The sequence below is a fragment of the Roseomonas sp. TS2 genome (assembly GCF_058833935.1).
On record NZ_JCACVY010000001.1, the window covers coordinates 91,698 to 117,842 of the forward strand.

Annotated in this window: 27 protein-coding genes and 1 tRNA gene; 12 read left to right on the forward strand and 16 right to left on the reverse strand. The window is 70.6% G+C overall.

Going from position 1 to position 26,145, the window contains the following annotated elements; all coding sequences use genetic code 11:
• Positions 1–12: 12 nt before the first annotated feature.
• From ACZJYS_RS00420 to ACZJYS_RS00445, 6 genes are all read right to left on the reverse strand, one after another.
• A complete protein-coding gene (locus ACZJYS_RS00420) occupies positions 13–1,014 on the reverse strand; it encodes a calcium/sodium antiporter (protein WP_211848966.1) in 1,002 nt (333 codons plus the stop codon).
• A 211-nt stretch (positions 1,015–1,225) separates the two neighbouring features.
• On the reverse strand, positions 1,226–1,699 hold the full coding sequence (gene mnhG / locus ACZJYS_RS00425) for a monovalent cation/H(+) antiporter subunit G (RefSeq protein ID WP_211848967.1): 474 nt from the start codon (positions 1,697–1,699) through the stop codon (positions 1,226–1,228).
• Complete coding sequence (locus ACZJYS_RS00430) at positions 1,692–2,000, reverse strand: MrpF/PhaF family protein (protein ID WP_211848968.1); 309 nt, start codon at positions 1,998–2,000, stop codon at positions 1,692–1,694. The genes mnhG and ACZJYS_RS00430 overlap by 8 nt, the downstream gene beginning before the upstream one ends.
• Before the next feature lie 36 nt (positions 2,001–2,036).
• The gene (locus tag ACZJYS_RS00435; protein WP_246523935.1) at positions 2,037–2,444 is read right to left on the reverse strand and encodes an MnhB domain-containing protein; all 408 of its coding nucleotides are present in this window, start codon (positions 2,442–2,444) and stop codon (positions 2,037–2,039) included.
• Positions 2,444–4,522 (reverse strand): hydrogen gas-evolving membrane-bound hydrogenase subunit E, encoded by a 2,079-nt coding sequence (gene mbhE, locus ACZJYS_RS00440; protein WP_211848969.1) that lies wholly within the window; start codon positions 4,520–4,522, stop codon positions 2,444–2,446. Before mbhE ends, ACZJYS_RS00435 begins: the two co-directional genes overlap by 1 nt.
• Positions 4,456–4,686, reverse strand: a complete 231-nt coding sequence (locus ACZJYS_RS00445; protein ID WP_211848970.1) for a hypothetical protein — start codon at positions 4,684–4,686, stop codon at positions 4,456–4,458. The genes mbhE and ACZJYS_RS00445 overlap by 67 nt, the downstream gene beginning before the upstream one ends.
• Positions 4,687–5,002: 316 nt before the next feature.
• On the opposite strand from ACZJYS_RS00445, the gene ACZJYS_RS00450 reads away from it, so the two are divergent.
• Entirely contained in the window at positions 5,003–5,851 is an 849-nt protein-coding gene (locus ACZJYS_RS00450) for a SulP family inorganic anion transporter (RefSeq protein WP_338148311.1), read from the forward strand.
• A 495-nt stretch (positions 5,852–6,346) separates the two neighbouring features.
• Here ACZJYS_RS00450 and ACZJYS_RS00455 read toward each other — a convergent pair whose 3' ends face one another.
• Complete coding sequence (locus tag ACZJYS_RS00455; RefSeq protein ID WP_493175080.1) at positions 6,347–7,138, reverse strand: DUF3489 domain-containing protein; 792 nt, start codon at positions 7,136–7,138, stop codon at positions 6,347–6,349.
• Positions 7,139–7,235: 97 nt separating this feature from the next.
• On the reverse strand, positions 7,236–7,472 hold the full coding sequence (locus ACZJYS_RS00460) for a hypothetical protein (RefSeq protein ID WP_211848972.1): 237 nt from the start codon (positions 7,470–7,472) through the stop codon (positions 7,236–7,238).
• A 178-nt stretch (positions 7,473–7,650) separates the two neighbouring features.
• On the opposite strand from ACZJYS_RS00460, the gene ACZJYS_RS00465 reads away from it, so the two are divergent.
• Complete coding sequence (locus ACZJYS_RS00465; RefSeq protein ID WP_211850160.1) at positions 7,651–8,658, forward strand: IS110 family RNA-guided transposase; 1,008 nt, start codon at positions 7,651–7,653, stop codon at positions 8,656–8,658.
• A 389-nt stretch (positions 8,659–9,047) separates the two neighbouring features.
• On the opposite strand, the gene ACZJYS_RS00470 is transcribed toward ACZJYS_RS00465, so the two are convergent.
• The 5 genes from ACZJYS_RS00470 to ACZJYS_RS00490 all read right to left on the reverse strand — a co-directional run bounded on the left by ACZJYS_RS00470 (position 9,048) and on the right by ACZJYS_RS00490 (position 14,436).
• A complete protein-coding gene (locus ACZJYS_RS00470; protein ID WP_211849411.1) occupies positions 9,048–9,554 on the reverse strand; it encodes a hypothetical protein in 507 nt (168 codons plus the stop codon).
• Between the two features lie 311 nt (positions 9,555–9,865).
• A complete protein-coding gene (locus ACZJYS_RS00475; protein ID WP_211849410.1) occupies positions 9,866–10,417 on the reverse strand; it encodes a DUF6456 domain-containing protein in 552 nt (183 codons plus the stop codon).
• A gap of 15 nt (positions 10,418–10,432) precedes the next feature.
• On the reverse strand, positions 10,433–10,963 hold the full coding sequence (locus ACZJYS_RS00480; protein ID WP_211849409.1) for a hypothetical protein: 531 nt from the start codon (positions 10,961–10,963) through the stop codon (positions 10,433–10,435).
• Positions 10,964–11,008: 45 nt separating this feature from the next.
• Positions 11,009–13,276 (reverse strand): hypothetical protein, encoded by a 2,268-nt coding sequence (locus ACZJYS_RS00485; RefSeq protein ID WP_493175082.1) that lies wholly within the window; start codon positions 13,274–13,276, stop codon positions 11,009–11,011.
• On the reverse strand, positions 13,267–14,436 hold the full coding sequence (locus ACZJYS_RS00490) for a toprim domain-containing protein (RefSeq protein WP_211849407.1): 1,170 nt from the start codon (positions 14,434–14,436) through the stop codon (positions 13,267–13,269). The genes ACZJYS_RS00485 and ACZJYS_RS00490 overlap by 10 nt, the downstream gene beginning before the upstream one ends.
• A 1,080-nt stretch (positions 14,437–15,516) precedes the next feature.
• On the opposite strand from ACZJYS_RS00490, the gene ACZJYS_RS00495 reads away from it, so the two are divergent.
• Genes ACZJYS_RS00495 through ACZJYS_RS00505 form a run of 3 tightly spaced genes read left to right on the forward strand, consistent with a single transcriptional unit; the run spans position 15,517 to position 17,779 of the window.
• Positions 15,517–16,014: a DUF2924 domain-containing protein gene (locus ACZJYS_RS00495; RefSeq protein ID WP_211849406.1), complete on the forward strand. Its 498-nt coding sequence runs from the start codon at positions 15,517–15,519 to the stop codon at positions 16,012–16,014.
• Positions 16,011–17,363, forward strand: a complete 1,353-nt coding sequence (locus ACZJYS_RS00500) for a recombinase family protein (protein ID WP_211849405.1) — start codon at positions 16,011–16,013, stop codon at positions 17,361–17,363. The genes ACZJYS_RS00495 and ACZJYS_RS00500 overlap by 4 nt, the downstream gene beginning before the upstream one ends.
• Positions 17,360–17,779, forward strand: a complete 420-nt coding sequence (locus tag ACZJYS_RS00505) for a hypothetical protein (RefSeq protein ID WP_211849404.1) — start codon at positions 17,360–17,362, stop codon at positions 17,777–17,779. Before ACZJYS_RS00500 ends, ACZJYS_RS00505 begins: the two co-directional genes overlap by 4 nt.
• A 345-nt stretch (positions 17,780–18,124) precedes the next feature.
• On the opposite strand, the gene ACZJYS_RS00510 is transcribed toward ACZJYS_RS00505, so the two are convergent.
• Positions 18,125–18,199, reverse strand: a tRNA-Gly gene (locus ACZJYS_RS00510).
• Between the two features lie 222 nt (positions 18,200–18,421).
• On the opposite strand from ACZJYS_RS00510, the gene ACZJYS_RS00515 reads away from it, so the two are divergent.
• Positions 18,422–19,300 carry an MBL fold metallo-hydrolase gene (locus tag ACZJYS_RS00515; RefSeq protein ID WP_493175085.1) on the forward strand — a complete coding sequence of 293 codons (879 nt, stop codon included), beginning with the start codon at positions 18,422–18,424 and terminating at the stop codon, positions 19,298–19,300.
• Between the two features lie 13 nt (positions 19,301–19,313).
• Here the strand turns inward: ACZJYS_RS00515 and ACZJYS_RS00520 are convergent, their stop codons facing one another.
• Positions 19,314–20,789 carry a protein adenylyltransferase SelO gene (locus ACZJYS_RS00520; RefSeq protein ID WP_493175087.1) on the reverse strand — a complete coding sequence of 492 codons (1,476 nt, stop codon included), beginning with the start codon at positions 20,787–20,789 and terminating at the stop codon, positions 19,314–19,316.
• A gap of 74 nt (positions 20,790–20,863) precedes the next feature.
• Positions 20,864–21,061 (reverse strand): hypothetical protein, encoded by a 198-nt coding sequence (locus ACZJYS_RS00525; protein ID WP_146202029.1) that lies wholly within the window; start codon positions 21,059–21,061, stop codon positions 20,864–20,866.
• Positions 21,062–21,218: 157 nt separating this feature from the next.
• Here ACZJYS_RS00525 and ACZJYS_RS00530 point away from each other — a divergent pair, with 157 nt between their 5' ends.
• The 6 genes from ACZJYS_RS00530 to ACZJYS_RS00555 all read left to right on the forward strand — a co-directional run bounded on the left by ACZJYS_RS00530 (position 21,219) and on the right by ACZJYS_RS00555 (position 25,371).
• Positions 21,219–22,385 carry a patatin-like phospholipase family protein gene (locus ACZJYS_RS00530; RefSeq protein ID WP_493175090.1) on the forward strand — a complete coding sequence of 389 codons (1,167 nt, stop codon included), beginning with the start codon at positions 21,219–21,221 and terminating at the stop codon, positions 22,383–22,385.
• 51 nt (positions 22,386–22,436) lie between these two features.
• Entirely contained in the window at positions 22,437–23,000 is a 564-nt protein-coding gene (locus tag ACZJYS_RS00535) for a prolyl-tRNA synthetase associated domain-containing protein (protein ID WP_109519321.1), read from the forward strand.
• Positions 23,001–23,088: 88 nt separating this feature from the next.
• Entirely contained in the window at positions 23,089–24,030 is a 942-nt protein-coding gene (locus ACZJYS_RS00540) for a tetratricopeptide repeat protein (RefSeq protein ID WP_493175092.1), read from the forward strand.
• 16 nt (positions 24,031–24,046) lie between these two features.
• Positions 24,047–24,721: an LON peptidase substrate-binding domain-containing protein gene (locus ACZJYS_RS00545; RefSeq protein WP_493175094.1), complete on the forward strand. Its 675-nt coding sequence runs from the start codon at positions 24,047–24,049 to the stop codon at positions 24,719–24,721.
• 69 nt (positions 24,722–24,790) lie between these two features.
• Positions 24,791–25,003 (forward strand): Trm112 family protein, encoded by a 213-nt coding sequence (locus tag ACZJYS_RS00550; protein ID WP_379635867.1) that lies wholly within the window; start codon positions 24,791–24,793, stop codon positions 25,001–25,003.
• The gene (locus ACZJYS_RS00555) at positions 25,003–25,371 is read left to right on the forward strand and encodes a gamma-butyrobetaine hydroxylase family protein (RefSeq protein WP_493175096.1); all 369 of its coding nucleotides are present in this window, start codon (positions 25,003–25,005) and stop codon (positions 25,369–25,371) included. Before ACZJYS_RS00550 ends, ACZJYS_RS00555 begins: the two co-directional genes overlap by 1 nt.
• Positions 25,372–26,145: the final 774 nt, after the last annotated feature.

The following is a 26,145-nucleotide window of genomic DNA, read 5'->3' on the forward strand; positions in this document are numbered from 1 at the left end:
GCGCGGCCCACGTCACGCCGCCGGCCAGATCGACCAGACATACAACGCGTAGAGCGCGAGCAGCCCCGCGCCCTCCCGGCGGCCGATCCGCCAACCGGTCCGCGCCACCAGCAGCAGCAGCAAGGACACGCCGAGCATCACCCAGCCATCGTAGGCGACGATCGCCGCGGGTATGGGCGTGGGCGCGATCAGCGCCGTCGCCCCGCCGATGCCGAGGATGTTGTAGATGTTGGAGCCGAGCACGTTGCCCAGCGCCACATCGGCGTGGCGGCGCAGCGCGGCGATCACCGAGGTCACCAGTTCGGGCAGCGAGGTGCCGATCGCGACGATGGTCAGCCCGATCACCGTCTCCGACACGCCGAGGCCGCGCGCCAGGCCGACCGCGCCGTCCACCAACAGGCCGCCGCCGAGCACCACCACCGCGAGCCCGCCGAAGGCGAAGCCGACCGAGATCGCGACCCCCTTCCAGCCCGCCCCCGGCGCCGAGGCGTTGGTCGCATGCAGCCCGCTCGGGTGGACCTCCTCGAAGGCCTGCGCCTTCTCGAAGGCGGCGGCGTGGTCGGGTTCGCCGCGGCGCTCCTCGCGCCAGGCATAGGCGACATAGGCGACCAGCCCGAGCAGGAACAGCGTGCCCACCGCGCGGTCGAGCGTGCCGAACAGGCTGACGCCAGTGAAGGCCAGCGCCACCGCCGCGACGATTGTCCCGTCGCGCCGCAGCGCGCCGCGGCCGACGGCGATCGGCGTGATCAGCGCGGCGAGCCCGAGGATCACCAGGATGTTGGCGATGTTGGAGCCGACGATGTTGCCCACCGCGATCCCCGGCGAGTCCGCCAGGGAGGCCTTGACGCTGGTCACCAGCTCGGGCGTCGAGGTGCCGAAGCCGACCAGGGTGAGGCCGATCAGCAGCGGCGACACGCCCATTCGCTCGGCGATCTGCACGGCGCCGCGCACGAACAGCTCCCCGCCCGCCACCAGCAGGATCAGGCCACCCGCGATCAGAAGAGCGTCGTTCATTGGTCGTCCTCATGTTGGCAGGTCCCGATCGGCGGGCGGCGCACGAATCCGGCCCGTGGAGTCTGGCAGATCCGACGGGCCCTGTCATGCCTGCCGTATCGTCTCCCTCGGAAGCGTCCGGAAGGCCAAAGGCCCCGCCGCCAGCGAGATGCCCCGTGTCGGCCCGGAACTGCGCGGGCGCGCGGCTGCGATCGTACTACAGCACGGACGGTCAGGGCGCAGCGCCGCGCGCGTCGCCCGGACCGGCGGGCCGCGCCGGGCCGTCCGGCGCACCCGGCATGGACGCGATGGCCGGCGCCGGGATGGCAGCGGCCTGCTGCACCGGGGCGGGAGAGGCGGTTTCGTCATCAATGGCATGGCGCGGCAGCACGCCGGCCAGCGCGTCCTCGGCGCTGCCCGCCCACAGCGGCGCACCGCCGATATAGGCGGCGCGGCCGAGCGCATGCGAGGAAAGCGGCACCGTCACTAGCAGGAACAGCACGATCAGCCCGACGCGCAGCCAGGCATCACCGCTGCCGAAGGCGAGGCCGGCGCCGATCAGGATCAGTCCCGCGCCGACCACCCCCGCCTTGGTGGCGGCGTGCATCCGGAGGAAGGCGTCGGGCAGCCGCGCCACGCCGATCGCCGCGATCAGCGCGATGGCGGCGCCCAGCACCAGCAGCAGGGCGGCGAGCGCGTCAGTCATCGCGCGCCTCCGGCGGGCGGGAGGCGCGCGCGATGAAGGCGGCGACGCCCACCGCGCCGACGAAGCCCACGAGGCCGAGGCCGAGCGCGACATCGAGCAGCGCGAGGTGCCCGCTGGCCAGCGCCGCGAGCGCGGTGGCGCTGACCGCGAGCAGGCCGAGCAGGTCCATCGCCACCGCGCGGTCGGCGATGCCCGGGCCGCGCAGCATCCGCCAGCCGGTGAGCGCGACCGCGACCGCCAGCAGCATGTAGCAGGCGGCGGCCAGCAGCAGGCCGAACAGCAGGGCGAGCAGCGTTTCCATCTCAGAGCCGCCCCGCCCGTGCGAACCGTGCCGCCTTCATGCCGCGTCCTCGCCCAGGAAGGGCAGCACAAAGGCCAGCGCGAAGCCCAGCACCACGAGATAGACGCCGATGTCGAAGGGGATCGCGGTGCCGATCGGCAGGCCCTCCATCCACTGGTGCGTCAGCAGCGGCTCGGCGTGCAGCAGCAGCGCCGGCAGGCCGGAGCCGGCGGCCAGCAGCAGCCCGATGCCGCCCCAGGCCAGCGGGTCGAGCCGCAGCACGCGCCGCGTCGCCGCCGGGCCGCGCGCCAGCGCGTGGAAGACGAAGCCGAGCGCGCCGATCAGCCCGCCGATGAACCCGCCGCCCGGCTCGTTGTGGCCGCGCAGCAGCACGAAGACCGACAGCGCGACGCAGGCCCACAGCACGTAGCGCGCCGAGGCGCGCAGGATCAGGCTGTCCAGCATCAGCCCGGCTTCCCGGCCCGGCGCAGCAGCACCGCGATCTCGCCCAGCGTGTCGAGCGCCCGGAAATCCACGATGATGACATTGACGACGTTGCGCCCCCTCGCCTCCGGCACCGCGGCCTGACCCATCCATTCAGTGATGAAGGGGTCGAAGGGCACCGAAAGCACGGCGAGCAGGATGGCGGTGCCGGCCGCGCCCACGCCGGCGGCGAGCAGCGCGTCACGCCGGCGCTCCGGCGCGCGCCGCGCGTCCGGCGCGTGGAAGGGCAGCCGCGCCAGAATCGCGACCAGCAGCACGATGGCCAGGATCTCGACGGTGAACTGGGTGAAGGCGAGGTCGGCCGCGCCCAGCGTCAGGAACAGGATGCCGACGCCGAAACCGACGAGTGCTGCCGCCATCACCTGGCCGAACAGCGCACGCAGCCGGCAGGCGGCCAGCGCGCCGGCGAGGATGACAGCCGCGAGCGCGAGTTGTGCCGGCCCGGCCCACGGACCGGGCAGCGGCAGCGCGAGCCCCCCGCGAGCCATCAGAACCAGCGCCGCGCCGGCGAAGACCAATGCGAGGCTCGCCGCCAGGTAGCCGCGCAGGCTGCCGCCTTGCACCCGGCGCGTAAGCGCCACCGCGACGGCCGAGACGGCGCGCATCGCGCGACCATAGCCGGCGTCCGGACCGTAGGTGTCGAGCCAGGTCTGGCCGGCCAGCGTGGGCTGCAGGCGCCGCCAGCCCAGGAACATCAGCAGGCCGAGGCCGAGCGCGGCGAAGGACATGGTCATCACCACCGTGCCGCCCTGCTTCTCGCCGAGCGCGATCCCCGTCGGCCGGCCGAGGATGGCGCCGGCCGCAGGCTCGATGATGGCGGCGGAGATGAGGTGCGGCGCCATGCCGAACACGAGCCCAAGCGTCGCCAGAACGATCGGCGCGACGAGCAGCGCAGGCGGCGGATCCTTCGCCACGTCGCGGGTTTCCATTGGCTTGCCCATGAAGGGCCGCGCCGCGACGACGCCCGCAACCACCACCATCGCCGCGTTCACCACCAGCGCGACCGCAGGCAGCAGTCCCGGCACGCCGAGTTGAACGGTGAACAGCAGATCCTTCGCGAAGGCGCCGATGAAGCCCGGCGCGCCCGCCATGGAGAGCCCCGCCAGCAGCGCCGCGGCTGCGGTGATGGGCATGCGCCGAGCCAGACCGCGCAGTTGCATGGCATCGCGCGTGCCGGCCTTCTTGTCCACGATGCCGGCAATCAGAAAAAGGCTCGCCTTGTAAAGCGCATGGACCAGCAGGAAGACGACCGCGGCGGTCGCGGCGAGCGGGTCCTCGATGCCGATCAACGCGACCAGCGTGCCGAGCGCCACCACCGTGGACCAGGCGAGCTTGCGCTTGAGGTCGCGCTCGCGCAGCGCCAGCACCGCGCCGGCCAGCATGGTTGCGGTGCCGAATCCGGTGAGCAGGCCCTGCCACAGCGCCATCTCCTGGAAGGCGGGATTCAGCCGCGCCAGCAGATAGACCCCGAGCTTCACCATGGTGGCCGAATGAAGATAGGCCGAGACCGGCGTCGGCGCCGCCATGGCGTTGGGCAGCCAGAAATGCAGCGGCCACTGCGCGCTCTTGGCGAAGCAACCGATTGCGATCAGCACCACGATCCAGGGCGCCGCCGGATGCGCGGCGAGGGTGCTGCCCTGCGCCAGGATGGCGGAAATGCGGAAGGTGCCGGCGGCATCCCCCAGCACCAGGATCCCTGCGAGCATGGCGAGGCCGCCGGCCACCGTCACCATCAGCCCCTGCTGCGCGGCACGGCGCGCCTCGGCGCGATGGGCGTCGAAGCCGATCAGCAGGAAGGAGGCGAGGCTGGTGAGTTCCCAGAAGGCGAACAGCAGCAGCAGGTCGTCGGCCAGAACCGCGCCCAGCATCGCCGCCATGAACAGCGTGAGCACCGCGAGTAAGCGGTGCAGCAGCGGGTGCCCTTCAAGATAGGCGGCAGCGTAGAGGAACACGCCGGCACCGATGCCGGCGATCAGCAGCGCGAAAAGGCGCGACAGGCCGTCGAGGCGGAAAGCTCTACGCCGAGCGTCGGGATCCAAGGCAGGCTGAACATGGCCCCGTCGGGGGTCGTGAGGACCAGCAGGAACAGCGCCGCCGGGAGCGCGGCGAGCCAGGGCGCCATGACGGGGGCACGGCGCAGCCCCCAGCCAACCAGCGGGACGCAGGCCAGGGCAAGGAGCGGAATGGCGGGCAGCGCGAGCATGCCGCCTGATTGCAGGCTTCGCACCGGCAGGTAAAGGACGCACCGCAGTACGAAGGCATGCGGACGCCGTTCTTGCTTTCCAGCGGCGCTAGCGCCGGGACGTGGGGATGTGTGCGGGTTCCGACAACTTCGCCCCGTGACGACGGCCCCCGTGCTGGACCCAGTCCTCGCGGTCGTCTTCCGCACGACGGATGACCGGCGCGAACGCGTCCCAAGGTTGAGAACCATCTGGGTCCACCTCAGCCAGATGCCACGCAAGCACAGGTCGGGCGAGGCTGTCTCCGCTTAGCGCTTCTCCCGTTGCTGCGGTTGGACGCTGCGGTTGAGCGTGCTGACCAAGTTGATCAGCGACAGCATCCTGGTCGGCTTCAAGGCCGGCGCGGGCATTACCATCGCCATGACCCAGTTGCCGGCGCTGTCGCAATCCGCCGTGGCGGAGAAGGCGGGATCGCGCACGCCGCTCACGCTGATCCTTGCTTCCGTGGCGCTCGGCCTTTGCCTGCTGTTCCTGACCGGGCTGTTCGCGAACCTGCCGAAGGCGGTGCTGGCGGCGGTCGTGCTGACGGCCGTGGCCGGCCTGATCGACATTCCGGCGCTGATCCGCCTGTGGCGCGTCAGCCGGCCCGATTTCGCGGCCGCTGCGGTCGCGCTGGCGGGCGTACTGCTGTTCGGGATCCTGCAGGGCATCCTGCTCGCGGCACTGGTGTCCGTGCTGATCATGCTGGTGCGGACGAGCCGGCCGCATGTGGCGTTCCTCGGCCGCGTGCCGGGCACGACGCGGTACAGCGACATGGCGCGCCACCCGGAGAACGAGCCGATCCCGGGGGTCATCGCCTTCCGCCCGGAAGGATCGCTGCTCTACGTCAATGCGGAGGCTGTGCTCGATGCCGTCATCGCGCGGTTCGGCGCCGCGGGCCCCGCCACGCAGCGCCTTGTGGTCTGCGACCTCTCCGCCGCGCCCTATCTCGACCTCGCGGCCACGGCGATGCTGCGGAAGCTGCATGCCGAGGTGGAGCGCCGAGGCGCACGCCTGGCCGTGATAGGGGCGCACGGCGCCGTGCGCGACCTTCTGCGACGGGAGGGCTTTGCGGACCTGGTCGGTGACATAGGCCGGGCTTCGACGCTTGAGGCCGTTCTCGACAACACGCCAGCCATGAGGCCGTGAGCCGCGGCACGATCGGATCGCTCCGTGGGCTTCATCCGGTCTGTGGGCTTGTGCGTTGGCTGCGGCGAAGTCGCGTGAACGCCGTTGGGGTACGGCCGCTATCCATAGCGTGAGGCGCCAATATCAGCTCGGCTGATGTTGGGTGCAGGCGAGATAAATTGAACGGCGGCGGATCATCGGCCCGAGCCGCCGCGTTCAGTTGAAGGCACCTGTCCCGGACCAGCCGCGCGTCTCGCAAGCGCCGTTCGGCCGCATCGGCCGGCCGGGCTCGATGAATCCGAAGGCTCTTTTTTAGGCGGGAATAATCCCTGCGTGCCCCCTCCCGCGGATGGCTCCCCCAAGGTGCCAGAGATTCGAGCCCCCCTCCCCATTGCTGGCGTCAGCCGCAGGGACCGCCGATCTGCGCGCGGGCGAACGAGGAGGGTGGAGCCGTGGTCCCGCAGCATCAGGGCTCGCGTTGCCTCAGCAGCGAGCCCTGATCCAATCGCGTGCAGGTCAGCCCGCTACCTTGTAGATCGTGTAGCTCCCGCGTGCGCCATCCTTATTTGGGCCGACCTCGCGGATGCGCTCCAGCACCTGCACCTCGATCCCCTGCCGCTTCTTCAGGCCAGCGAAGAATCCGCGGACCGTGTGCTGCTGCCAGCCCGTCGCCCCGCAGATCTGCGCGATTGTGGCCCCCTCCTCGCGACGGAGCATCGCCAGCACCGCCTCCTGCTTCGTCCCCTCGCGCGGCTTGCGCGACGCGCCGGGCTCCCCCACCTGGCGGGGCGCCTTCCTGGCGAGCAGGGTGCGCAGGGCTTCCATCGGCGCATCCAGGGCGGCGATGATGTCCGTCTCGCGGTTGGCCTCGTTGTCCCAGGCGGCCAGCACCGCCGCGGCGGCGTCGCGCAGGCTGGTGCGCGACGCCGGTGTCGGCGCGGCGTGGACGGGTTCCGCCTCCTCCGCAGGGGCGTCTCCCTCCGCGGCGTCCTCCCCGCCCGTGGGCGCCGTGCCGGCGACCGGCGCGGCGGCCTGCGCGTCGTCCTCGTTCGGGTCGATGCCGATGGCGCGCAGCCCCTCATCGGTGATGCGCGCCACGATCCGGGTGCCCTCGTCATCCTGGTGCCAGCCGAGCCCGACATGCTCCCGCGGGGCGTTGATCTCGGTCAGCAGGTTGTTCTTGATCAGGCTGCGGAACACCGCGTTGCGGGCCGCGGCCGGCAGGGTCTTGGGCGCGCGGGCGAGGCCCATCTCGTGCTGTGCGGCGGCGCTGAGAATCACGCGCTGAGTATCGGAAAGCTTGGTCATCGTGGTGGTCTCCGGTTCCGGGTGCCGGTCATCGGCCCCTACTGCCGGGAGCCCCGTCGGGCAGAACCCGGTCGGGGCGGTGCTGGGACAGCCCGCTTCAGGTTTCGTATTCGCCGCGGCGGAAATGCTGGTCCGCGATGTCCTTCAGCTTCGCAGTGGCGTCGGAAAGCCAGGCCGCCTCGCCCCAGAGCACCGACTCCGGATCCGCGCTGAAATGGTCTGCGCTGGCCTGCTGGAGTTCCGCGAGAAGGGCATCGAATTCGGCCTTCTTCGCCAGGAAGGCGGCCAGGCTGCGTTCCTGATTGCGGGCGGCGCGGGCGGTGCGGTCGGTCATCGTGGTCTCCGTCTGTTGCTACAGGGCATCCCCTGTGTGTGACGGACCATTCGCGCTGTGGCGCGCGCGAGCCAAGCAAGATGCAGCAGCGCGGAATTGTTGGGGTGGATGGCCCCCTACCGGCATCTTGGTGCCAAGCTGGCGGCTGTCAGCAGTCAGCGAACGGGAGCCATCCGCCATGGAGGTTAAGACGATCGGCCTGGATCTGGCCAAGCACATCTTCCAGGTGCACGGGGTGGACGCCTCCGGCGCGGTGAGCGTCACAAAGCGGCTGCGTCGGAGCCAGATGCTCGAGTTCTTCGCCGGGCTGAAGCCCTGCCTGGTTGGCATCGAGGCGTGCCCGACGGCCCACTACTGGGGTCGGGAGATAAGGTCCCTCGGGCACGACGTACGGCTGATCCCGCCGCAATACGTCAAGCCCTATGTGCGCCGGAGCAAGAATGACGCTGCAGATGCGGCGGCGATCTGCGAGGCGGTTGCCCGCCCGTCCATGCGCTTCGTCCCGCTCAAGGACGAGATGCAGCAGGCGGCTCTGATGTTGCATCGGGTGCGCGACCTGTTGGTGCGACAGAGGGTCCAGTTGATCAGCGCGATCCGAGCGCATGCCGCGGAGTTCGGCGTGATCGAGGCAAAGGGTCCGCAGAACATCGTGCGGCTGCTCGCCTCGCTCGAGGCCGGCGGGGTGCCCGACCTCGCGCGCCAGCTCATCGGCGTGCTCACAGAGCAGCTCGATGCCGTTGATGAGCAGATTGCCGAGGTCGATCGGCGCATCGTCAGCTGGCACAAGAACAATGAGACCAGCCGGCGGCTGGCCAGCATCCCCGGCGTTGGGACCATGACCGCGACGGCTATCGCTGCGACGGTCCCGGATCCTTCGGTGTTCCGAGGCGGGCGCGAGTTTGCGGCGTGGCTTGGCTTGGTCCCGCGGCAGAACTCGTCCGGGGGCAAAGCCCGCCTCGGGAAGATCAGCAAGCAAGGCAACGAACATGTGCGACGCCTGCTGATCATCGGTGCGCAGGCGGCGCTCCTGTGCTCGAAGGAGGTCAAGGCCAACCCCTGGGTCCAGGGCATGATGGCGCGACGCCCGCGCATGGTCGTGGTGGTCGCGTTGGCGAACAAGATGGCGCGTATCGCCTGGGCGCTCATGGCCCGGCGGACGCAATACGGAGTCGCAGTCGCCGCTTAGGCGGCGACTGCCGGCCGGGGGCCAGCGAAGGCAGAGGAGCATGATGGCGTAGTCGGTTGCACCGACGGGTTGGGCAAACCTGGATCATAGCGGGGGCTTCGAGCCCGCGAGATTGTTAAGGACCGAACCCGCGGAACCCATCAGGGCCAGCGGTCATGCCGACCGCACAACAGGCCGGACACATGACCGCAGGCAACCCGCTGCATCAGATTGCCATCCACCGCCCTTGAAGCCCGGGGGCCATCCACACATGCTATGATTCGGCGGTCTGGATCACGTCATGATCCATGATGTGGACGTGGCGCCCGCTTACCGAGGTGTCTTTGCTCTGGTCGACTTCCCGCCGCTGGGAAGTCGATGTAGGCCGCTGGTGCGCTGTATCGCGCGCATCACGCGCGCGGGTCTCGCACCGATGAAGCAGACGGATCGAGCCGATCCGCGACCTCCAGCAGTAACGCATTCATCTGCTCCTGCAGGATGGTCTGCACGAGATGCGGATCGCGGCCGATCTCGGCGGCGATCTGTCCCGACACCCGCGCCGGCCAGTTCAGCACCGCATCGCGCATGCCGGCGGCACACTCGTCGATGCGGTAGTTAGCCGCGGTGACGTCCATGAGGCGGCCCTTCTTCTCATCTATGGCCAGGCGCTGCGCCTCGACGCCGAGGGCGAGCCGCGCCAGCGTCAGCCGGCCCAGCGGCGTGTCATCACCTGGCGGCGCCATCGGCGAGCGTCCCGGCACAGCCGATGCGGTCAGATCGCGGCGAACACGCTCAACATCCCAGGACCCATCCGCCTCACGGCGGATGCGCCCGACCTGCTCAGCCTTCTGGATCGCCGTGTGCGAAAGGCCCAGGCGACGGGCGACGTCACGTGCGGAGGTGATGCGCTCTGGCAAGTGCATCTCCTGTCGTGGCTTCGGCCTGGCAATCGGTTTGCACCTGGCAGCGGATCAAAATTGAGTCTCATGCATCGCTTACGCGACGATCCTCACGCCTTGGCAACCTCGTTTATCGCCTACCGCTAGCGACCTTGCGCGCGATGGCCCCCCGCATACGATATCGTCCGGAAGGAACCATGGCCTCGACATCGCCGTCGCTGCCGCGGCTTCTCGGCGTATCGCGAATCTACACCCCGCAGATTCGACGGCGCAATGCACTCATGCGTTGCCTTTCGATCTTTCGCATGAGCGCATCGCGCCGTCTCTCGTCACGCCGCCATGCGCGGTCGCGGCACCAGACCATAGTGCATGGCCAGCACCGCCAGCGCCGCGGTGAACATGCCCTGCGCCTGGGCTGGCGCGATCGGGCGTCCCTGCCAACCCTGCTGCGATCCCCATTCGCGGATCGAGCATTCCAGCCCGAGCACGTGCCAGACGGCAGAGCCGCCCGGGCTGTGCAGCCCGCCCAGGGCATCCATCGCGGACAGCACCCGCTGCCGTGCCGAGACTTGGCGCTCGGTCATGGGGTCAGCAGAGGCGCCGGGGATGCGCAGCAGCTGCGTGGTGCGCATGCCATCCAGCGCGGCGGCACGAAACTGCGTGCGGAACATCGCGCCGGCCTCGTGCATCTCCGGGGTGATGGTGCCGTTGCCGAGCATGGCGGCGATGGAGTCCACCGCGCGACGATGTTGCACGGGTGTTCCGGTGTCGGGATCGGCGTCGCGGACAGGCTCGCTGAACCCGCCATGCTGGAGGCGCCAGCGCGAGGGCTTGGACAGCTCTTCGAGGGTCGGGACGTGGCGCTTGCTGCGCTTGGCCATGATGTTCGTCTCCTTTCAGGCGTTCTGGCTGGCGTGCGCGGCACTGAGGGCGCGCTGCTGGGCTCGCTCGCGCTTCTCCCTCTCCCAATCCTCCCGATGGTCGATGCGCGACTCCCCTGTCTCGCGATCCAAGTGCTTGCCCTCTCCGTGCCTGGCGAATGCAATGAGCGCATTGCCCAGGCGCTCTGTCCTATCGGCCTGATGGAGCGTGGCCCGGGTGAGCAGAAACGGCTCGACATAGGAGCTGTTGAACGGCAGCCAGTCCGTCGCCTCGGCCACCCAGATCTCAGCAAAGGTGCCCTCGCCTTCACCAAGCTCGACGTATCGTCCACCATCTGGCGTCGGATAGGCGCGCATCTCGCCGATGGGAAATGCGTCATGACCGATGGTGACGTGCGCGGTGGTGTAGCCAAGGACCGCCAGGGCAGCCTTGTTCCAGTCCATGGCCTTGGAGCGCCGCTCCCGGATCGCGATGAGCCAGGGTGGCGCGGCCTCGGTCGATAATCTGCCAGCGTGGAACATCGTGATGGTGTTGTCCTGATCCATGAAGCTCTCCGAGCTCGAGTTGCAACACCGCGGACGCGGTGCCGGTCATGCCGCGGCCGGGTTGGGCTGAGCGGCTTCCATGCGGTGGGACAGCGCCGTGAGGCGGGCGCGGTCATGGGTGATGCGCTGCGCGAGGGCAGCGTCGAGCCGGGCGCTGAGCGCGTTGAGGCGCGCGCGGGCATCGGCAATAGGGGGCGTCGTGTGCTGCGGGGCTTTGCCGCTGATCATCTCGAAATGGGCGAGCGGCCCGAGCTTCGCTTCCAGCCAGGCGCGCGGATCGGCGATCAGCGCGAGGTCGAACCGCGCCGTCCGATCCTTCTGCCCGGGCCCCGCCGGGCGGTAGGCGACAATCGAGGAGGAGGGGGACAAATTGCTATTAGAAAGATCCCTATAATAGCAGTTTGTCCCCCTCCTCTGGTTCTGCTTCTTGGCCGCCTCCCGGCTCGGCCAGAGGTCCGGGAATGCCTTCGCCATGTCGGCGGCGTTCTCCAGCACCACGCCGGAGGCCGCCATCATGTCCTGGCGGCTCGGGCAAACCTCGTCCCAGTCCAGCACCTCATGCACCGCGACCGGCAGCACCACGTCGGTCAGCAGATCGACCTCCAGCGGCGTTGCCGCCGTGCGGTTCACGCCACGGCCGCGCCCAATCGCCTGGATCAGCTCGCCCTCGCAGATCGTCCAGCGGATGGCCTCGGCGGTCGGATCGGCGTGCACCTCGCCCGGCAGGACATGTGCGCCGCCATCGGCCAGGGCGATGCGGCGCTCCTCCTGCTCATACCACCAGTCCACGCCACCGCGGCTGGCGAGCGGGGGGCAGTTGGTCACTGCGGCGGCCAGCGCCTCCACCGTCAACGGCGCCGGCAGCGTGCGGCCGAGCACCATCAGCCCCGCGACGCTGCGCCAGCGATCGATGCCGCTGAGGGCGTTGAAATGAACCGCCTGGACGTTGCGCGGCAGGCCTGTCGCCCGCAGCGCATCCACGGCCGCCTTCTGGGCGATGATCAGCAGGTCGGGCGGTGAAACGCTGCGACCGCGCAGACTGGCCGCCCGCAAGGCAATCAGCGCCGAGACTTGGCGCCGATGGTTTTCCGCCGCACTGCGATCACGGGGCTTGGCATCCTCGCCCGGCGTCAGAGCCCGGGCGCTCACCGGCGCGCGAAGAACCTGGCGCACGCGCACATGCGGCTCCGCCGCCATCAAAGGCTCGGCGATGGTGACCTCGGGAATGAAGGGGGTGACGAGTTCAGGCCGTAGCGTGGCATCGAGATGCAGGATCGGTCCCTGGGCCCCCCAGCCGTTTCGGAGATCCGCACGCCAGGCGAGGCGGAGGCAGCGGACCGTGCCATTTTCCGACATGGTGTCGACCAGCACCGCGCCGGCGACGTCGTGGTCATTCTCCAGCGCCTCGGCGATCAGCAGCCACATGGCCGCCGCGCGGTTGGGCGGCGCCCAGGGCTCGCCCTCCTTTGGGAGCACGGCAGCGATGCGGCGTCGGCGTTCGCCCGGATCCATGCCGGGAGTAAGGCCCGGGTTGCGCATGCGGCGATGCTCAAGGCCTGCAGCCTGGCGGCAGCGCTCCGGCGTCAACCCGGCCGCGCGCAGTACGGCGACGGAGAGCGGGCCGTTGCTCGCAGTGGCCAGGACCTTCCACAGCCGCTCGCGCTGGGCTGCGAGATCGGCCGTCGCCTCCCAATCCTCGTGGTTGCGCAGCGTCCAGCACTGCACCGTGCCGAGGTGCGGGCGGAGACCATCCAGCGTCAGCAGTGCCTTGCCGTCGGTGCCGCGCAGCCCGGCGCCCCAGAACCCTTCATCCAGCACCAGCAGGCCCACCGCGCCGAGTTCATTGGGCGCCTGGTGGAACAGCGCCTCATGCGCCGTCAGCACAACCTGGGCCGCCTCCAGCCTGGGCTTTTGCGTCTGGTAGCCGCATGAATTGTAGAGCGGGCAGATATGCGTGATGCCGCGGCGGGTGACCTTGCAACTGGTGGTCTCGACGATGCGCTCGACCTCCATGGCATCGAAGGGTGCCGAGGGATCGAGACACATCAGGCGCTCGGGGTTTTCCGGAGTCGGGTCGGGGGCGGTGCGCCCCTTCCAGACCATCGCGTCCACGTCGAGAGCGTGGAATGCGTCCCGCTGCTCCTCGGCGAGATCATGGCGCGGTACGCCAATGACGACCTTGCGGCCGCGCAGGACCTCGCTGCGCAGCAGGCCGGCGACGCTTCGCTGCATCGCCCTGGTCTTGCCAATGCCCACGCCGACCGGCAGGGCAAGACGCGGCGGACGGGGCTCGGCGTTGAAGTCTAGGAGCATGCCGTCTCCCGCTGTTCGGCGGCGCCGTCGACCGATGCGTTCGCCCAGGGCGGTGCAGCCGGCTCCCAATCGGCGTCAAGCGGGTCGGCCGTCCAAAGCGCCGCCACATCCGCCATGAACTCGGCGACCTGATGATCCAGCGTCGCGCGGATGCTGGTGAGGTCGAGGATGGCCAGCGGATAGGTCGGCGTGAGCGGGGCGAGCGGCGCTGCGGCCCAGATCTCGTCGCGCACCGCGTCGATCCCGCAGGCCGCGGCGAGGTCGTTGAAGTCGCCTGGCAGCGACGGGATGGCGAGCAGGGCCTGGGTTGCGAGCGCCGCGGCGGTAGCGGCTGCCACACCGGGATTGGTGTCGCGGTCGGGCTTGAGGTCGTTGTCGGCCAGGATGACAAGCGTCGTATCCGGAAAGCGCGCCTGGATCAGCGGGGCGACGCGCACGAGGTTGCCCGCGTCCATCGCAGCGACCACCGGCAGGTCGGTTGCGGCATGGGCCGTGGCGCCGGTGGCCCAGCCCTCGCAGAGCAGGATGGCGGGCGCACTCTCCAACGGCCCGCCAATCAGCGCGAAGTGGTCTGCTTTGGCACCGCCCGACAGAAAGCGCTTGGTGCCATCCTCATAGATACGCTGAATGCTGTGGATGGTGCCGTCCAAATCGATCAGCGGAATGATCAGCGTGGCGCCAATGTCCATGCGGATGCCGAACGGCTGCACGCCTTTGCGTCGGAGATAGGCCTGGTCCGGATCGGCGGGGCCAGCATGCTCCCATTGTGCCTGAGCGGCCCGGCGCGCGATGCGGTGCTGCTCAATGGGATCCACATCATTCGCGGGCGCCGCCAGCACAATCTCCGGGACAGGTGTGGGCGCACGTTCGGTAGGTGCCCAGGCCGGCATGCCGAGCCAGGCCCGCGCCCAATCAGCGGCATCGCGCCAGTCGCCGCCGCGCTCGCGGGCGATGAGCTCGAAGGGGCCACCGCCGCTGCCAGCAGCGTGATCGAACCAGGTGCCGATCTTGGCACCGCTCATCACCGCGGAGAGGCTGCCGCGGCGGTTCCAGCGCCATTGGCGTGCGGTACGCCGGGATGGCTTGCCGAGCAGTTCCTCCAGCAGCGCGGACCAGCTGGCGATCAGCGCGTTGCGCAGTTCCTCGAGGTCGCGGCTCATGCGGTTTCCTCCTGCTGGCCACGGGCGGCGCATCGACTTCCCCGCGGTGGGAATTCGAGGTGCGCCGGCCCGGCGGGTTGCGATCGGTGGGGAGCGCGAGGCCCCCTGCTTATTGACTACCGAGGGACCCACGAAAACGTCTCAGCGGGCCGGCAGATCGTGGTGTGGGGAGGTGCCGCGGCGGTTGGCGCCCGCAGATTTGCCCATGCCCATAGGACCACGAGATTGATTTCCGGTCCAGCCGTTCTAAGCATAGATCGCCTACGAATGAATGCGATCTTCTACGCAGAAGCGCGATCTGTAAATCGAATCGCCTGAAACCGAGGCTGGTGACTGACGGAGAGTAGTTGAAGTTGCGTTTGGTAGGCAGTCGATACTGCAAACCGTGCGTCGAAACCCCCAAGCTTGGATCTGGGCTCAAGGCTGGCTTGGTTCCCGCGGGCGGGAAGCACGTGCAGCGCGGAAGCCGGCAGCGTTCCACGGGTGGCGCGCGCTTGCCACAAAGCGGCTGATACGGATTTGCGTCTTGATGGGTAATGGATGGGTGGAGGGCTTCGCATGCCAATCACCACCATCGCCACGAGACCAATGCCGGCACAGCGGCGACGATGCGCAGCGCGGATTCGCGGCAGGCGCGTCGCCGACATCCTGGCAGCCTGCCGCTTTGTCGCCCCCGCGCGCTACGCCGTCTGCGCAGTGCTTCCTTTGTTTGCGCAGTGACACGTGCGCTACAAGAACGCGCTCCCGAAGACCCAGCGCGATGTGCTTGATGGCGCGGATGAGCACACCACCGAACATCAGCGCCGCCGTGTCGATCGCCGGGCCGTGGGAAATTCAGGCGGGCCGATCCGTATATGAGAGGCACAACCATGCGTGCTGGATCTCGATGCCCGGTCGAACCCCACGAAGCTCCATCCCCCCGAAATGCGCCCGTGCGATGTTCCCAGCGCTGGGCATATCGCGAGTGCCGCTGCGGCTCCGCAGCCGCGCCAGCCGAAAGGCTTGGGGGCCGGGAGACATTCGCCTCCACTCCACCGCCAGGCAGCGCCTGGATGCGAGCCCCAACGGAGAGGGACTCGCATGACCAAACGATCATCCGCCGCGGCCGCGCCAGCGCCGACCATCCCGGCAATCCCGCCGACGCAGGTGTTGGCGCGCCTCGCCGCGTTGCAGACTGCCCCCACCGCTGACCTCAAGCAGCAATGGCGGGAATTGTTCGGCAAGGAGCCTCCACCCTTCAACCGCCCGTATCTGGTCAGCCGGCTATCATACAGGGTGCAGGAGTTGGCCTATGGCGGGCTGAAGCCCGAGACCGTCGACCGGCTCGTGGCGCTGGGCGAGCAGCTGGACGGCAGCAACGTCGTCCTGCGCCGCATTCGCGCCGACAGTCGCCCACTCGCCGGCACGCGGCTGATCCGAGAATGGCAAGGCGTGCAGCACGTCGTCACGGTGCGCGCCGACGATTTCGAATTCGAGGGGCGGCCCTATCAGTCGCTCTCGGCCATCGCGCGCCACATCACCGGCACGCGGTGGAATGGCTGGACGTTTTTCGGGCTGCGCGCGCGAGGTGACGCATGAGCCGCCGCGCCCGCGTCGAGCCGGCGATGCCGGGCACCACGAAGAAGCTGCGCTGCGCGGTCTACACGCGCAAATCCACGGATGAGGGGTTGGAGAAGGAATTCAACACCCTCGACGCGCAGCGGGACGCGTGCGAGGCGTATATTACCAGCCAGCGCGCCGAGGGGTGGGTGCTGGTCCGCGATCGCTACGATGATGGCGGGTTCAGTGGCGGTACCCTCGACCGCCCCGCGTTGAAGCGACTGCTGGCCGACATCGAGCAGGGGCTGATAGACAATATCGTTGTTTATAAGGTCGATAGGCTCAGCCGATCGTTGATGGACTTCGCCAAGCTCGTGGAGACGATGGAGGCACACGGCGTCACCTTTGTGAGTGTAACTCAGTCCTTTTCTACAACGACGTCGATGGGCCGGTTGACGCTCAACATGCTGCTCAGCTTTGCACAATATGAGCGAGAAATTATTGGCGAGAGAATCCGAGACAAATTCGCCGCGTCGCGCGCCCGCGGCATGTGGATGGGGGGCAAGGTGCCACTCGGCTACGACGTCGTGGCCAGGAAGCTGGTGGTGAACGAGGACGAGGCCCCGCGCGTGCGTCGGGTGTTCGAGATTTTCGCCGAGACGGGATCAGGCATCGAGACGGTGGCTTGCCTCCGGGCGGAGGGCGCCACCAGCAAGGCCGGCCGGCCACTGGACAAGGGCGACGTCTACAAGCTGCTGAACAACCGGACCTATGTCGGCGAGGCCGCGCACAAGGGGCAGGTCTATCCCGGCGAGCACCAGGGCATCGTGCCGCGGGAGCTATGGGATCGGGCGCATGCCGTGCTCCAGATCAGCCCGCGTGTGCGCGCCAACCAGAACCGGGCGCAGACGCCGGCGCTGCTGAAGGGGTTGATCTTTGGGGTGGATGGCCGCGCGCTGTCGCCGACGCACGCGCGGAAGAACGGCCGGCTCTACCGCTATTACGTGGCTCAGCGCGTTCTGAAGGGCGACGCTGCCGGCGACGCCAGCATCGTGCGCCGGGTTTCGGCAGCGGAGATCGAGGCAGCCGTGGTGGACCAGGTACGGGCGCTGCTGCGGCAGCCCGAGATCGTGGTCGGCACGTGGCGGGCGGCGCGCAAGGACGCGCCGGACCTGACCGAAGCCGAGACCCAGGACGCGCTGCACCGGCTCGATCCGCTGTGGGAGCACCTGTTTCCGGCGGAGCAGGCGCGGATCGTGCGGTCACTGGTGGAGCGGGTGGTCGTCGGCCCGGCCGGCGCGGACATTCGGTTACGGCTGGATGGGCTTGGCGGCCTTGTTCGTGACCTCACCGCCATAGCGCCGGCCGCCCTGAGGGCAGCAGCATGACGAACGCGACCAGCATCACGGTCCGTGTGCCACTGGCGATTCGGCACCGGCCAGGACGGAAGACCATCGTCATGCCGGCGGAGGCAGGGCCGGCCGCGGTTACTACAAGGGCCGACCCGGCGCTGGTGAAGGCGTTGGCTCGCGCGCACCGATACCAACGCCTGCTCGACCACGGCCGCCATGGATCGTTGACCGAACTGGCGGCGGCCGAGAAGGTCGACCGGTCCTTCCTGGGGAAACTCCTCAGCCTGACGCTCCTGGCGCCGGATCTGGTTGAGGCGATCTTGGAGGGCCGCTGTGAGGCCGGCCTGACGACGCTACTCCGGCCTCTACCCGCATTCTGGCCGGACCAAAGCAGAGCGTTGGCCTCCGAGAGCAGGCCGGCTTCGTTTCAGCCGAACAATCCCGAAGGGTAATGCGGCGAGTCGTCTGAAGGACACGTCCGCGGCCATCTGGCCGGCCGAGAAGCGATCAGGGTCGGGTGCAACAAAGCCGCGAGTTGAACCCCGGTTGTCATCGGGGGGCGGTGCTGGACGCAACTATCAGCGCCGGCATTTCGGGGAGTTTTGTTCAAAATCAGTCCGCTATTAGCTCGGGAACTAATCGCGCACGTCCCGAGGTGCGGAGAGAATTGGCCCTGCGGAGAGAGAAATAGGGCTTCTCGGCTCGGGGTATTTCCCAACCCGCGCGCAGAGAAGCCCGCCAAACCTGGCCTTGGCGGTGGCTGACGTCAGGCGGGAGAATGAGGTTGGGAAACCGATTGGAGCGGGCGAAGGGATTCGAACCCTCGACCCCAACCTTGGCAAGGTTGTGCTCTACCCCTGAGCTACGCCCGCGCTCCGTCTGGCGTGGCGGGGATATCTCATAGCCGATGGGGCTCCGCAAGGTCCGCCGAGCAAATTTCTTCATGGAAATTTTGTCATGCCTCCGCTCGGGCGGCAGGGGGGTCGGGGCGTGGCGGAGCCGCCGGCGAACCGGGCGCGGCATGGCCGGTTATGCGCAGGAGGCGGCGCGGTCTGACCGGCGGATGTCCTCCTCCACAGGCAAGGCGAGGAACCATGGCGCGGCAACTTCCCCTCGACAAAGACAGCATCCTCGCCGAGGCGGCGGAGGGCGGCACACTGGCGGCGGCGGAGGATGTGGCGTTCCTGCGGCTGCTCTTCGTCAATGTGGTGCTTGTCGGCCGGCCGGGGGCGCCGGGCTGGGTGCTGGTGGATGCCGGCATCGGCGGCATGGCCGGGCGCATCCGCCGCGCCGCCGCCGAGCGCTTCGGCGAGGACCGGCCGCCGGCGGCCATCATCCTGACCCATGGGCATTTCGACCATGTGGGCAGCGCCGCCGAGTTGGCGGCGGGGTGGGACGTGCCCGTCTATGCCCATCCGCTGGAGATGCCCTATCTCGACGGGCGGAGCGCCTATCCACCGCCCGACCCCACGGTCGGCGGCGGGGCCATGGCCTGGCTCTCGCCGCTCTATCCGCGCGGGCCGGTGGATCTGCGGCCGCACCTGCACGCCCTGCCGGAGGATGGCGGCGTGCCCGGCCTGCCGGGCTGGCGGTGGCTGCACACGCCCGGCCATTCGGTGGGGCATGTCTCGCTCTGGCGCGAGGCCGACCGCACGCTGATCGCCGGCGATGCCTTCGTCACCACCACCAGCGAATCCGCCTACGCCTCGGCGGTGCAGGAGCCGGCGCTGCACGGCCCGCCGCAATACTACACCCATGACTGGCAGGCCGCGGCGGCCTCCGTGGCCCGGCTGGCGCCGCTGGAGCCGGAGCGGGTGGTGCCAGGCCACGGCCGTGCCATGCAGGGCGAGGCAATGCGCGCAGCGCTGCACCGGCTGGCGGATGCGTTCACCGAGCTGGCCGTGCCGCCAGATGGCCGCTATGTCGCGGCGCCACGCCGGGCGGAGGATGGCAGCGCCTACACCCCGCCCTGAGCGGTGGCCCCGCTCAGGTGCCGCAGAAGGTCTGCAGCACCCGCTCCTGCGGCTGGGGCGGCAGGGTGTAGCCCTCCAGCCCCGGCCGCTCCTCGAAGGGGCGGGCCAGCACCTCCAGCAGCGCCTCGAAGGGGCCGAGATCCTGCCGCTCCACCGCGGCGGACAGCGCCGCCTCCACCTGGTGGTTGCGCGGGATGTAGAGGGGGTTCACCGCCCGCATCGCGTCGCGCCGTGCCTCGGGCGTGGCGCCTTCCTGCGCCAGGCGCTGCCGCCAGCCGGTGGCCCAGCCCTGGTAGGCGGCGGGGTCCTCGAACAGCGTGGCCGCCGCGGCATCGGCCGCCGGGTCCGCCGCCGCATCGCCGAGCGCGCGGAAGAACAGGGTGAAGTCCACCTTGTTCTTGGTCATGCGGTCCAGCAGGTCCTGGACCAGCGCCACATCCTCCTCCCGCGCCTCCGCCAGGCCGAGCTTGCGGCGCATGCCATCGAGCCAGGCGGCCTCGAAGCGCGGCCAGAAGCCGCCCAGCGCCGCGCGCGCCTGCGCCAGCGCCTCCTCCTCGTCCTCGGCCAGCAGCGGCAGCAGGCATTCGGCCAGCCGCGCCAGGTTCCACTGCGCGATGGGCGGCTGGTTGCCATAGGCGTAGCGCCCGTAGTGGTCTATCGAGCTGAACACCGTGGCCGGGTCGTAGGCGTCGAGGAAGGCGCAGGGGCCGTAGTCGATCGTCTCGCCGGAGAGGGCCATGTTGTCGGTGTTCATCACGCCGTGGATGAAGCCCACCAGCAGCCAGCGCGCCACGAGATCCGCCTGCCGCGCCACCACTGCCTCCAGCAGGCCGAGATAGGGGGCGGGGCTGCCGGCCAGATGCGGGTCGTGCCGGGCGATGGTGTGGTCGGCCAGCAGGCGCAGCCCCTCCAGATCCTGCCGCGCGGCGAAGAACTGGAAGGTGCCGACGCGGATGTGGCTGGACGCCACCCGCACCAGCACGCCGCCGGGCAGGGCCCGCTCGCGCCGCACCGTCTCCCCGGTGGCCACCGCCGCCAGGGCGCGGGTGGTGGGAATGCCGAGCGCCGCCATGGCCTCGGCCAGGATGTATTCGCGCAGCACCGGGCCGAGCGCCGCCCGCCCGTCGCCCTGGCGGGAGAAGGCGGTGAGGCCGGAGCCCTTGAGCTGGATGTCGCGCCGCTGGCCGTCGCGCCCCACCACCTCGCCCAGCAGCAGGGCGCGCCCGTCGCCCAGCTGCGGCACGAACTGGCCGAACTGGTGCCCGGCATAGGCCATCGCCAGCGAGGCCGCCCCCTCCGGCACCGCATTGCCGGCGAGGATGGCGACGCCCTCGGGGCTGGCGAGGAAGGCCGGTTCCAGCCCCAGCGTCTCCGCCAGCGCGGCGTTCAGCCGCAGCAGGCGCGGCGCGGCCACCGGGGTGGGGGGGCGTTGCGCATAGAAGCGGCCCGGCAGGCGCGCATAGCTGTTGTCGAAGGCGAAGCCCGGCATGATCATCCTTTCCTGCGGCGGTGGCCTGTCCCGTGGGGCGCCCCCGCCGCTGCAATCGGCAGGTGAGGCGCTCCTCAGGCGCCGCCAACCCCCTTCGTCACGATGCCGGTGCCCTGGCAGGTCGGGCATTCCTGGCCGCCAAGGCGCCCCTGCCCCTGGCAATCGGGGCAGACATCCTCGCCGGTGCCGGGCGTGCCGGGGGGCGCGTCATCGCCAGGGCCGGCCGGGCCGGCGGCAAGGATGGCGGAGCGGCTGCGGAAAGCGTGTGTCATGGCGGCCTCCTCGGGCTTGTCGTGGCGGATGTGGGAAAAAGGCAACCGGGCAATGGCGCTCCGGTTGCGCCTGTGGGCCGGCCGCCTCCCCCCTTCCGGGGCGGGCCGCCGCTCTCCTTCCACGGCCAGGAGCACCCATGACCCCGCAGAGCTTGCCTTGCGCCGCCTCCGCCCCGCCGCCCGCCGCTCCGGCGCCGTGCCGGCCATCGGGGCGCGCCTGATGCGGACGGCCCTGGTGCTCTCGGGCGGCATCGCGCTGGGCGCGTTCGAGGCCGGGCTGTGCGCGGCGCTGGAGGCGGCGGGCAGCCCGCGCCCGGGCTGGCTGGCCGCGTCCTCGGCGGGCGCCATCAACGCGGCGATCCTCGCGGGCAACCCGCCTGAGCGGCGCGTGGCGCGGCTGCGGGAATTCTGGGACTCGGTCGCATCGGCGCCGGCGCCCGCGGCGTTTTTGCCGCCCGGCTTTCCCTTCAGCCTGGCGGCGGTCCCGCTGCGCCGCGCCGGCCACGATGCCGCCGCCTTGCAGACCCTGCTGCTCGGCCGGCCGGGGCTGTTCCTGCCGCGCCACTGGGCCGGCTTCCTGCCGCAGGACGGCGCCGCGCTGCACGACCTCGCGCCCCTGCGGCGGCGCCTGCCGGAGCTGGTGGATTTCGCGCTTCTCAATGCCGGCGCGCCGCGCCTCAGCGTGGTGACGACCGACCTGACGAGCGGCGAGCGCGTGGTGTTCGACACGGGGCGCGGAGACCGGATCGGGCCCGAGCACATCGTGGCCGCCTGCGGCCTGCCGCCGCTCTTCGCGCCGTCCAGGGTCGAGGGCCGGCTGCTCGGCGATGGCGGCCTCTCCGCCAACACGCCGCTCGACCTGGTGTTCGACACGGACGACACCTCGCCGGTGCTGTGCCTGGTGGCGGAGCTGTTCGCCGCCTCGGGCCAGGTGCCCCGCTCGCTGAGCGATTCGCTGTCCCGGGCCGGGGACCTGGCCTTCGGCAACCAGACCCAGCGCATCCTGGAAGGGCAGGGAAGGGCGCTGCGGCTGCGCGCCGCGCTGCAGGCGGTGGCGGAGCGGCTGCCCGCCGGGCTGCGCGCCGATCCCGCGCTGGCGCCCGCCCTGGCCGCCGCGGCCGGCCCGGGCGCCGCCACGGTGGTGCGCCTGGGCTACCACGCCACGCCCGAGGATGCCGGGCCCGGCAAGCTGTTCGACTTCTCCGCCGACAGCCTCGCGCGCCGCTGGCGGGCGGGGGAGGCGGGGCTGCGCGCCGCGCTGCGCCTCCTGGACGAGGCGCCGCCCGCCGCGCCGGGGCTGACGGTGCATGAGGTGGCGGCCTGAGGCGGCGCGCCCCCGCTCGACGCCCGCGCGCGGAGGCGGCAGAGAGGCGGGATGCAGAGCGAAGACCCCTCCCTCCTTCCGCCCCTGGCCAGCGGCGCCCCGGCCGAGACGCCGGAGGGGCTGCTGGCCCGCCTCGCCGCCCTCGGCATCGCCGCCGAGACGGTGCATCACCCGCCGCTGCACACCGTGGCGGAGAGCAAGTCGCTGCGCGGCAGCCTGCCCGGCGCCCATGCCAAGAACCTGTTCCTGCGCCCCCGCGAGGCCGGCCCTTTCATCCTGGCCGTGCTGGAGGAGGACCGGCGGCTCTCGATCAACGCGCTGCTGCGGCAGCTCGGCGCGCCGCGCGGCCAGCTCGCGCCGCCCGAGGCGCTGTGGGCGGAGCTCGGCGTGCGGCCGGGCTCGGTGACGCCCTTCGGGCTGGTCAACGCGCGGCCCGGCCGGGTGCGGGTGGCAATCGACCGCGCGCTGCTGGAGGGGGTGGAGCGGGTGCATTTCCATCCGCTGGTGAACACCGCCACCACCGCCCTGGCGCCGGACGGCCTGCTGCGCTTCCTGCGCGCCCTCGGCCACGCGCCGGAGGTGCTGGACCTGCCTCCGCCCGCGCCGGCCGGTTGAGGCGGCGCGGGGAATTCAGGCTCCCGCCTTGCGCCGGAGCCCGACCGGCGCATCTATGGCAGGCAGGAAGACCGGAGCTGGTGCCCCCATGGATACGATCCTCGACCCGAACCGCCCCAACCCTGCCGCTGCTGGCGGTGCCGACATCATCAAGGATGGCGATGCCAAGTCCTTCATGCAGGACGTGGTGCAGGCCAGCCGCGAAGTCCCCGTGCTGGTGGATTTCTGGGCGACCTGGTGCGGACCCTGCAAGCAGCTGACGCCGGCGCTGGAGAGGGCGGTGACCGCCGCCCAGGGCCGCGTGCGCCTGGTGAAGATCGACATCGATCAGAATCGCGGCCTGGTGCAGCAGCTGAGCCAGATGGGCCTGCCGCTGCAATCCGTGCCGACGGTGGTGGCCTTCTGGCAGGGCCAGATCGCCGACCTGTTCCAGGGCGCCCTGCCGGAATCCGAGCTGAAGAAGTTCATCGAGACCCTGCTGAAGGCGGCCGGCGGCCAGATGCCGGCGGCCGACCTGCTGGCCGAGGCCAAGCAGGCCACCGAGGAGGGCGACCACCAGACGGCGCTCGAGATCTATGCTGCCGTGGCGCAGCAGGAGCCGGAGAATGCCGAGGCGCTGGCCGGCCTGGCCCGCACCCTGATGGCGATGGGCGAGGAGGAGCGCGCCCTCCAGGTGCTGGAGGCGGTGCCGGAGAAGCTGCGCAGCCATGCCGAGGTTGCCGGCGTGCGCAGCGCGCTGGAGCTGGCCGCCGAGGGCCGCAAGGCACGGGAGCGCCTGGCCGAGTTCGAGAACCGCTTGGCCGCCGATCCGGACGACCATGAGGCGCGGATCGAACTGGCGGTGGCGCTGAACGCCATGGAGAAGCGCGCCGAGGCTGCCGAGGCGCTGCTGGAGGCCATCAAGCGCGACCGCGCCTGGAACGAGGAGGCGGCGCGCAAGCAGCTGCTGAAGTTCTTCGAGGCCTGGGGCCCGATGGACCCGGCCACGGTGAAGGCGCGCCGCGGCCTCTCCACCCTGTTGTTCCGCTGAGCCCGGAGGGCCGGGCATGGACACCGACCATTCCCGGCCCGAGGCCCCGGCAGGGGAGCCGCCGGCGGAGATACCGGTGTTTCCCCTGGCGGGCGCGCTGCTGCTGCCCGGCGGCCGGCTGCCCCTCAACATCTTCGAGCCGCGCTATTTGGCCATGGTCGAGGATGCGCTGGGGCGGGGCCGGCTGATCGGCATGGTGCTGCCCGACCCGGCCAAGCCCCGGCCGCAGGGGCGCTCCACCCTCTACCGTGCCGGCTGCCTGGGGCGGATCGCCTCCTTCTCCGAGACGGGGGACGGGCGTTACCTGGTCACCCTGCTCGGCACGCACCGTTTCCGCGTGCTGGAGGAGCTGCCCGACAGCCCGCGCGGCTACCGCCGCGTGCGCGCCGACCATGCCGCCTTTCCCGCCGACGCCCAGCCCGTGTCTGACGCCGCGGTGGACCGCGAGGCGCTGCTGGCGGCGCTGCGCCCCTATTTCCAGGCGCGGCGCATCGAGGCGGACTGGCCGGCGATCGAGCGTACGCCGCCCGCCATGCTGGTGACCACGCTCTGCATGATCTGCCCCTTCGAGGAGGCGGAGAAGCAGGCCCTGCTGGAGGCGCCGGACCTGGCGGCGCGCGCCGCGATGCTGGTGGCGCTGCTGCGGATGGACAGCGCGGGCCCTGCCGCCGGCGCCGACCGCCCCAGCTGAGGTCCAGGTGCCGCCGCCACAGTTGACGGGCAGCCCCGCCGGGCGCAGGAATCCCGAGGAATGAGCACCATGAACCCTTCCGACCCCACCTCCGCCGCCCCGCCGGGTGGCCCCATCGATCCCCGCCTGCTGGAGATCCTGGTCTGCCCTGTCACCAAGGGCCCGCTGCGCTACGACCGGGAGCGCGGCGAGCTGGTGAGCGAGCAGGCAGGCCTCGCCTACCCGATCCGCGACGGCATCCCGATCATGCTGCCGGACGAGGCACGGCGCCTCGGCGGCTGATGGCGGCGCCCACCGAGATCCGCCTGCGGCGGGCCGAGCGCTGCCTCGACATCCGCTACGAGGACGGCCAGAGCTTCACGCTGCCGGCGGAATACCTGCGGGTGGAGAGCCCCTCCGCCGAGGTGCAGGGGCATGGGCCGGGGCAGAAGAAGATCGTCTCCGGCCGCCGCGCCGTGGGCATCCTGCGGATTGAGCCGGTGGGCCACTACGCCGTGCGCCTGGTGTTCGACGACCTGCACGACAGCGGCATCTATACCTGGGACTATCTCCACACGCTGGGCCGGGAGCAGGCGGAGCGCTGGGCCGCCTATGAGGCCGAGCTGGCCGCGCGGGGCCTGAGCCGCGATCCGCCCGCGCGGAGCCGCTGACGCCCGCACCTCAGAATTCCCCCCGTAGGCCAGGCCCCGCGGGGTTTTTCATGCCATCCAAATCCGGGCCTTGCCGCGAGCGCCCCGCCCCAAGGATGGAGCCTGCATGACATCCGGCCTTCCGTCGTCGCTATGGCGGGGGCTTGCCGGCCGGCGCCGGCGCTCCGGTTGCTGGGTGCCGCGCGGGTGCTGCTGTCCGGGCCCGGCACACCGGGGCCGCGTCCTCGCGCCTCGCTGAGAGCCTGCCAGAGCGGCCTGGAAGCGCGCGGACGCACCAAGCCACCGCGTGGTGGCGGTTGAGTGGCCGCCTGGGGGCGGCTTCCGCCTGCAGGCGGTGAGAAGCCGACTCGGGGCCAGGCGGCCGGAGGCGGAAGGATGGGCTGAAGCCGTCCTCCGGCTGCGCGGAGGGCAGGGGCAGCCGCCGCCTTGCGCGCGAATCCCGCTCTGCGCCGGCCCGCTCGGCAGCCAGACCTGGGCGCCCAGCCCGCCGGTTCCATGCTCATGGAGCGGGATATTGCTGCGGCCGAGGGGCCGGGTCTCCTGGTCTCAGCGGAGGGAAAGGCCCTGAATATGCAGGAACGAAGGGCGGCCCACCTTCTCTCTTCGGGGCCGCTGGCACCCGGCGCCTCGGGGGAGATCGCCGCCGGGTAGGAGATCCACGCTCAGGCGATGAAGACGGCCGGGGCTATCCTCTCCCCCTTGTAGCCGGGCGGGCTGCATCCCATCTGCGGTGACCTCTGCGGAAGAATCCCTTTGACACGGTGCGGGTGTCGT

Bases quoted from the DNA above. Each gene is read 5' to 3' on its own strand.
- ACZJYS_RS00550 (WP_379635867.1), top strand. From the start codon at position 24,791: ATGAACCCTTCCGACCCCACCTCCGCCGCCCCGCCGGGTGGCCCCATC.
- ACZJYS_RS00525 (WP_146202029.1), bottom strand. From the start codon at position 21,061: ATGACACACGCTTTCCGCAGCCGCTCCGCCATCCTTGCCGCCGGCCCG.
- ACZJYS_RS00555 (WP_493175096.1), top strand. From the start codon at position 25,003: ATGGCGGCGCCCACCGAGATCCGCCTGCGGCGGGCCGAGCGCTGCCTC.
- ACZJYS_RS00515 (WP_493175085.1), top strand. From the start codon at position 18,422: ATGGCGCGGCAACTTCCCCTCGACAAAGACAGCATCCTCGCCGAGGCG.
- ACZJYS_RS00520 (WP_493175087.1), bottom strand. From the start codon at position 20,789: ATGCCGGGCTTCGCCTTCGACAACAGCTATGCGCGCCTGCCGGGCCGC.
- ACZJYS_RS00460 (WP_211848972.1), bottom strand. From the start codon at position 7,472: ATGACCGACCGCACCGCCCGCGCCGCCCGCAATCAGGAACGCAGCCTG.
- ACZJYS_RS00540 (WP_493175092.1), top strand. From the start codon at position 23,089: ATGGATACGATCCTCGACCCGAACCGCCCCAACCCTGCCGCTGCTGGC.
- ACZJYS_RS00535 (WP_109519321.1), top strand. From the start codon at position 22,437: ATGCAGAGCGAAGACCCCTCCCTCCTTCCGCCCCTGGCCAGCGGCGCC.
- ACZJYS_RS00500 (WP_211849405.1), top strand. From the start codon at position 16,011: ATGAGCCGCCGCGCCCGCGTCGAGCCGGCGATGCCGGGCACCACGAAG.
- ACZJYS_RS00505 (WP_211849404.1), top strand. From the start codon at position 17,360: ATGACGAACGCGACCAGCATCACGGTCCGTGTGCCACTGGCGATTCGG.
- ACZJYS_RS00430 (WP_211848968.1), bottom strand. From the start codon at position 2,000: ATGGAAACGCTGCTCGCCCTGCTGTTCGGCCTGCTGCTGGCCGCCGCC.
- ACZJYS_RS00545 (WP_493175094.1), top strand. From the start codon at position 24,047: ATGGACACCGACCATTCCCGGCCCGAGGCCCCGGCAGGGGAGCCGCCG.
- ACZJYS_RS00495 (WP_211849406.1), top strand. From the start codon at position 15,517: ATGACCAAACGATCATCCGCCGCGGCCGCGCCAGCGCCGACCATCCCG.
- ACZJYS_RS00485 (WP_493175082.1), bottom strand. From the start codon at position 13,276: ATGCTCCTAGACTTCAACGCCGAGCCCCGTCCGCCGCGTCTTGCCCTG.
- ACZJYS_RS00475 (WP_211849410.1), bottom strand. From the start codon at position 10,417: ATGGCCAAGCGCAGCAAGCGCCACGTCCCGACCCTCGAAGAGCTGTCC.
- ACZJYS_RS00465 (WP_211850160.1), top strand. From the start codon at position 7,651: ATGGAGGTTAAGACGATCGGCCTGGATCTGGCCAAGCACATCTTCCAG.
- ACZJYS_RS00435 (WP_246523935.1), bottom strand. From the start codon at position 2,444: ATGCTGGACAGCCTGATCCTGCGCGCCTCGGCGCGCTACGTGCTGTGG.
- ACZJYS_RS00420 (WP_211848966.1), bottom strand. From the start codon at position 1,014: ATGAACGACGCTCTTCTGATCGCGGGTGGCCTGATCCTGCTGGTGGCG.
- ACZJYS_RS00455 (WP_493175080.1), bottom strand. From the start codon at position 7,138: ATGACCAAGCTTTCCGATACTCAGCGCGTGATTCTCAGCGCCGCCGCA.
- ACZJYS_RS00490 (WP_211849407.1), bottom strand. From the start codon at position 14,436: ATGAGCCGCGACCTCGAGGAACTGCGCAACGCGCTGATCGCCAGCTGG.
- mnhG (WP_211848967.1), bottom strand. From the start codon at position 1,699: ATGACTGACGCGCTCGCCGCCCTGCTGCTGGTGCTGGGCGCCGCCATC.
- ACZJYS_RS00445 (WP_211848970.1), bottom strand. From the start codon at position 4,686: ATGCTCGCGCTGCCCGCCATTCCGCTCCTTGCCCTGGCCTGCGTCCCG.
- ACZJYS_RS00480 (WP_211849409.1), bottom strand. From the start codon at position 10,963: ATGGATCAGGACAACACCATCACGATGTTCCACGCTGGCAGATTATCG.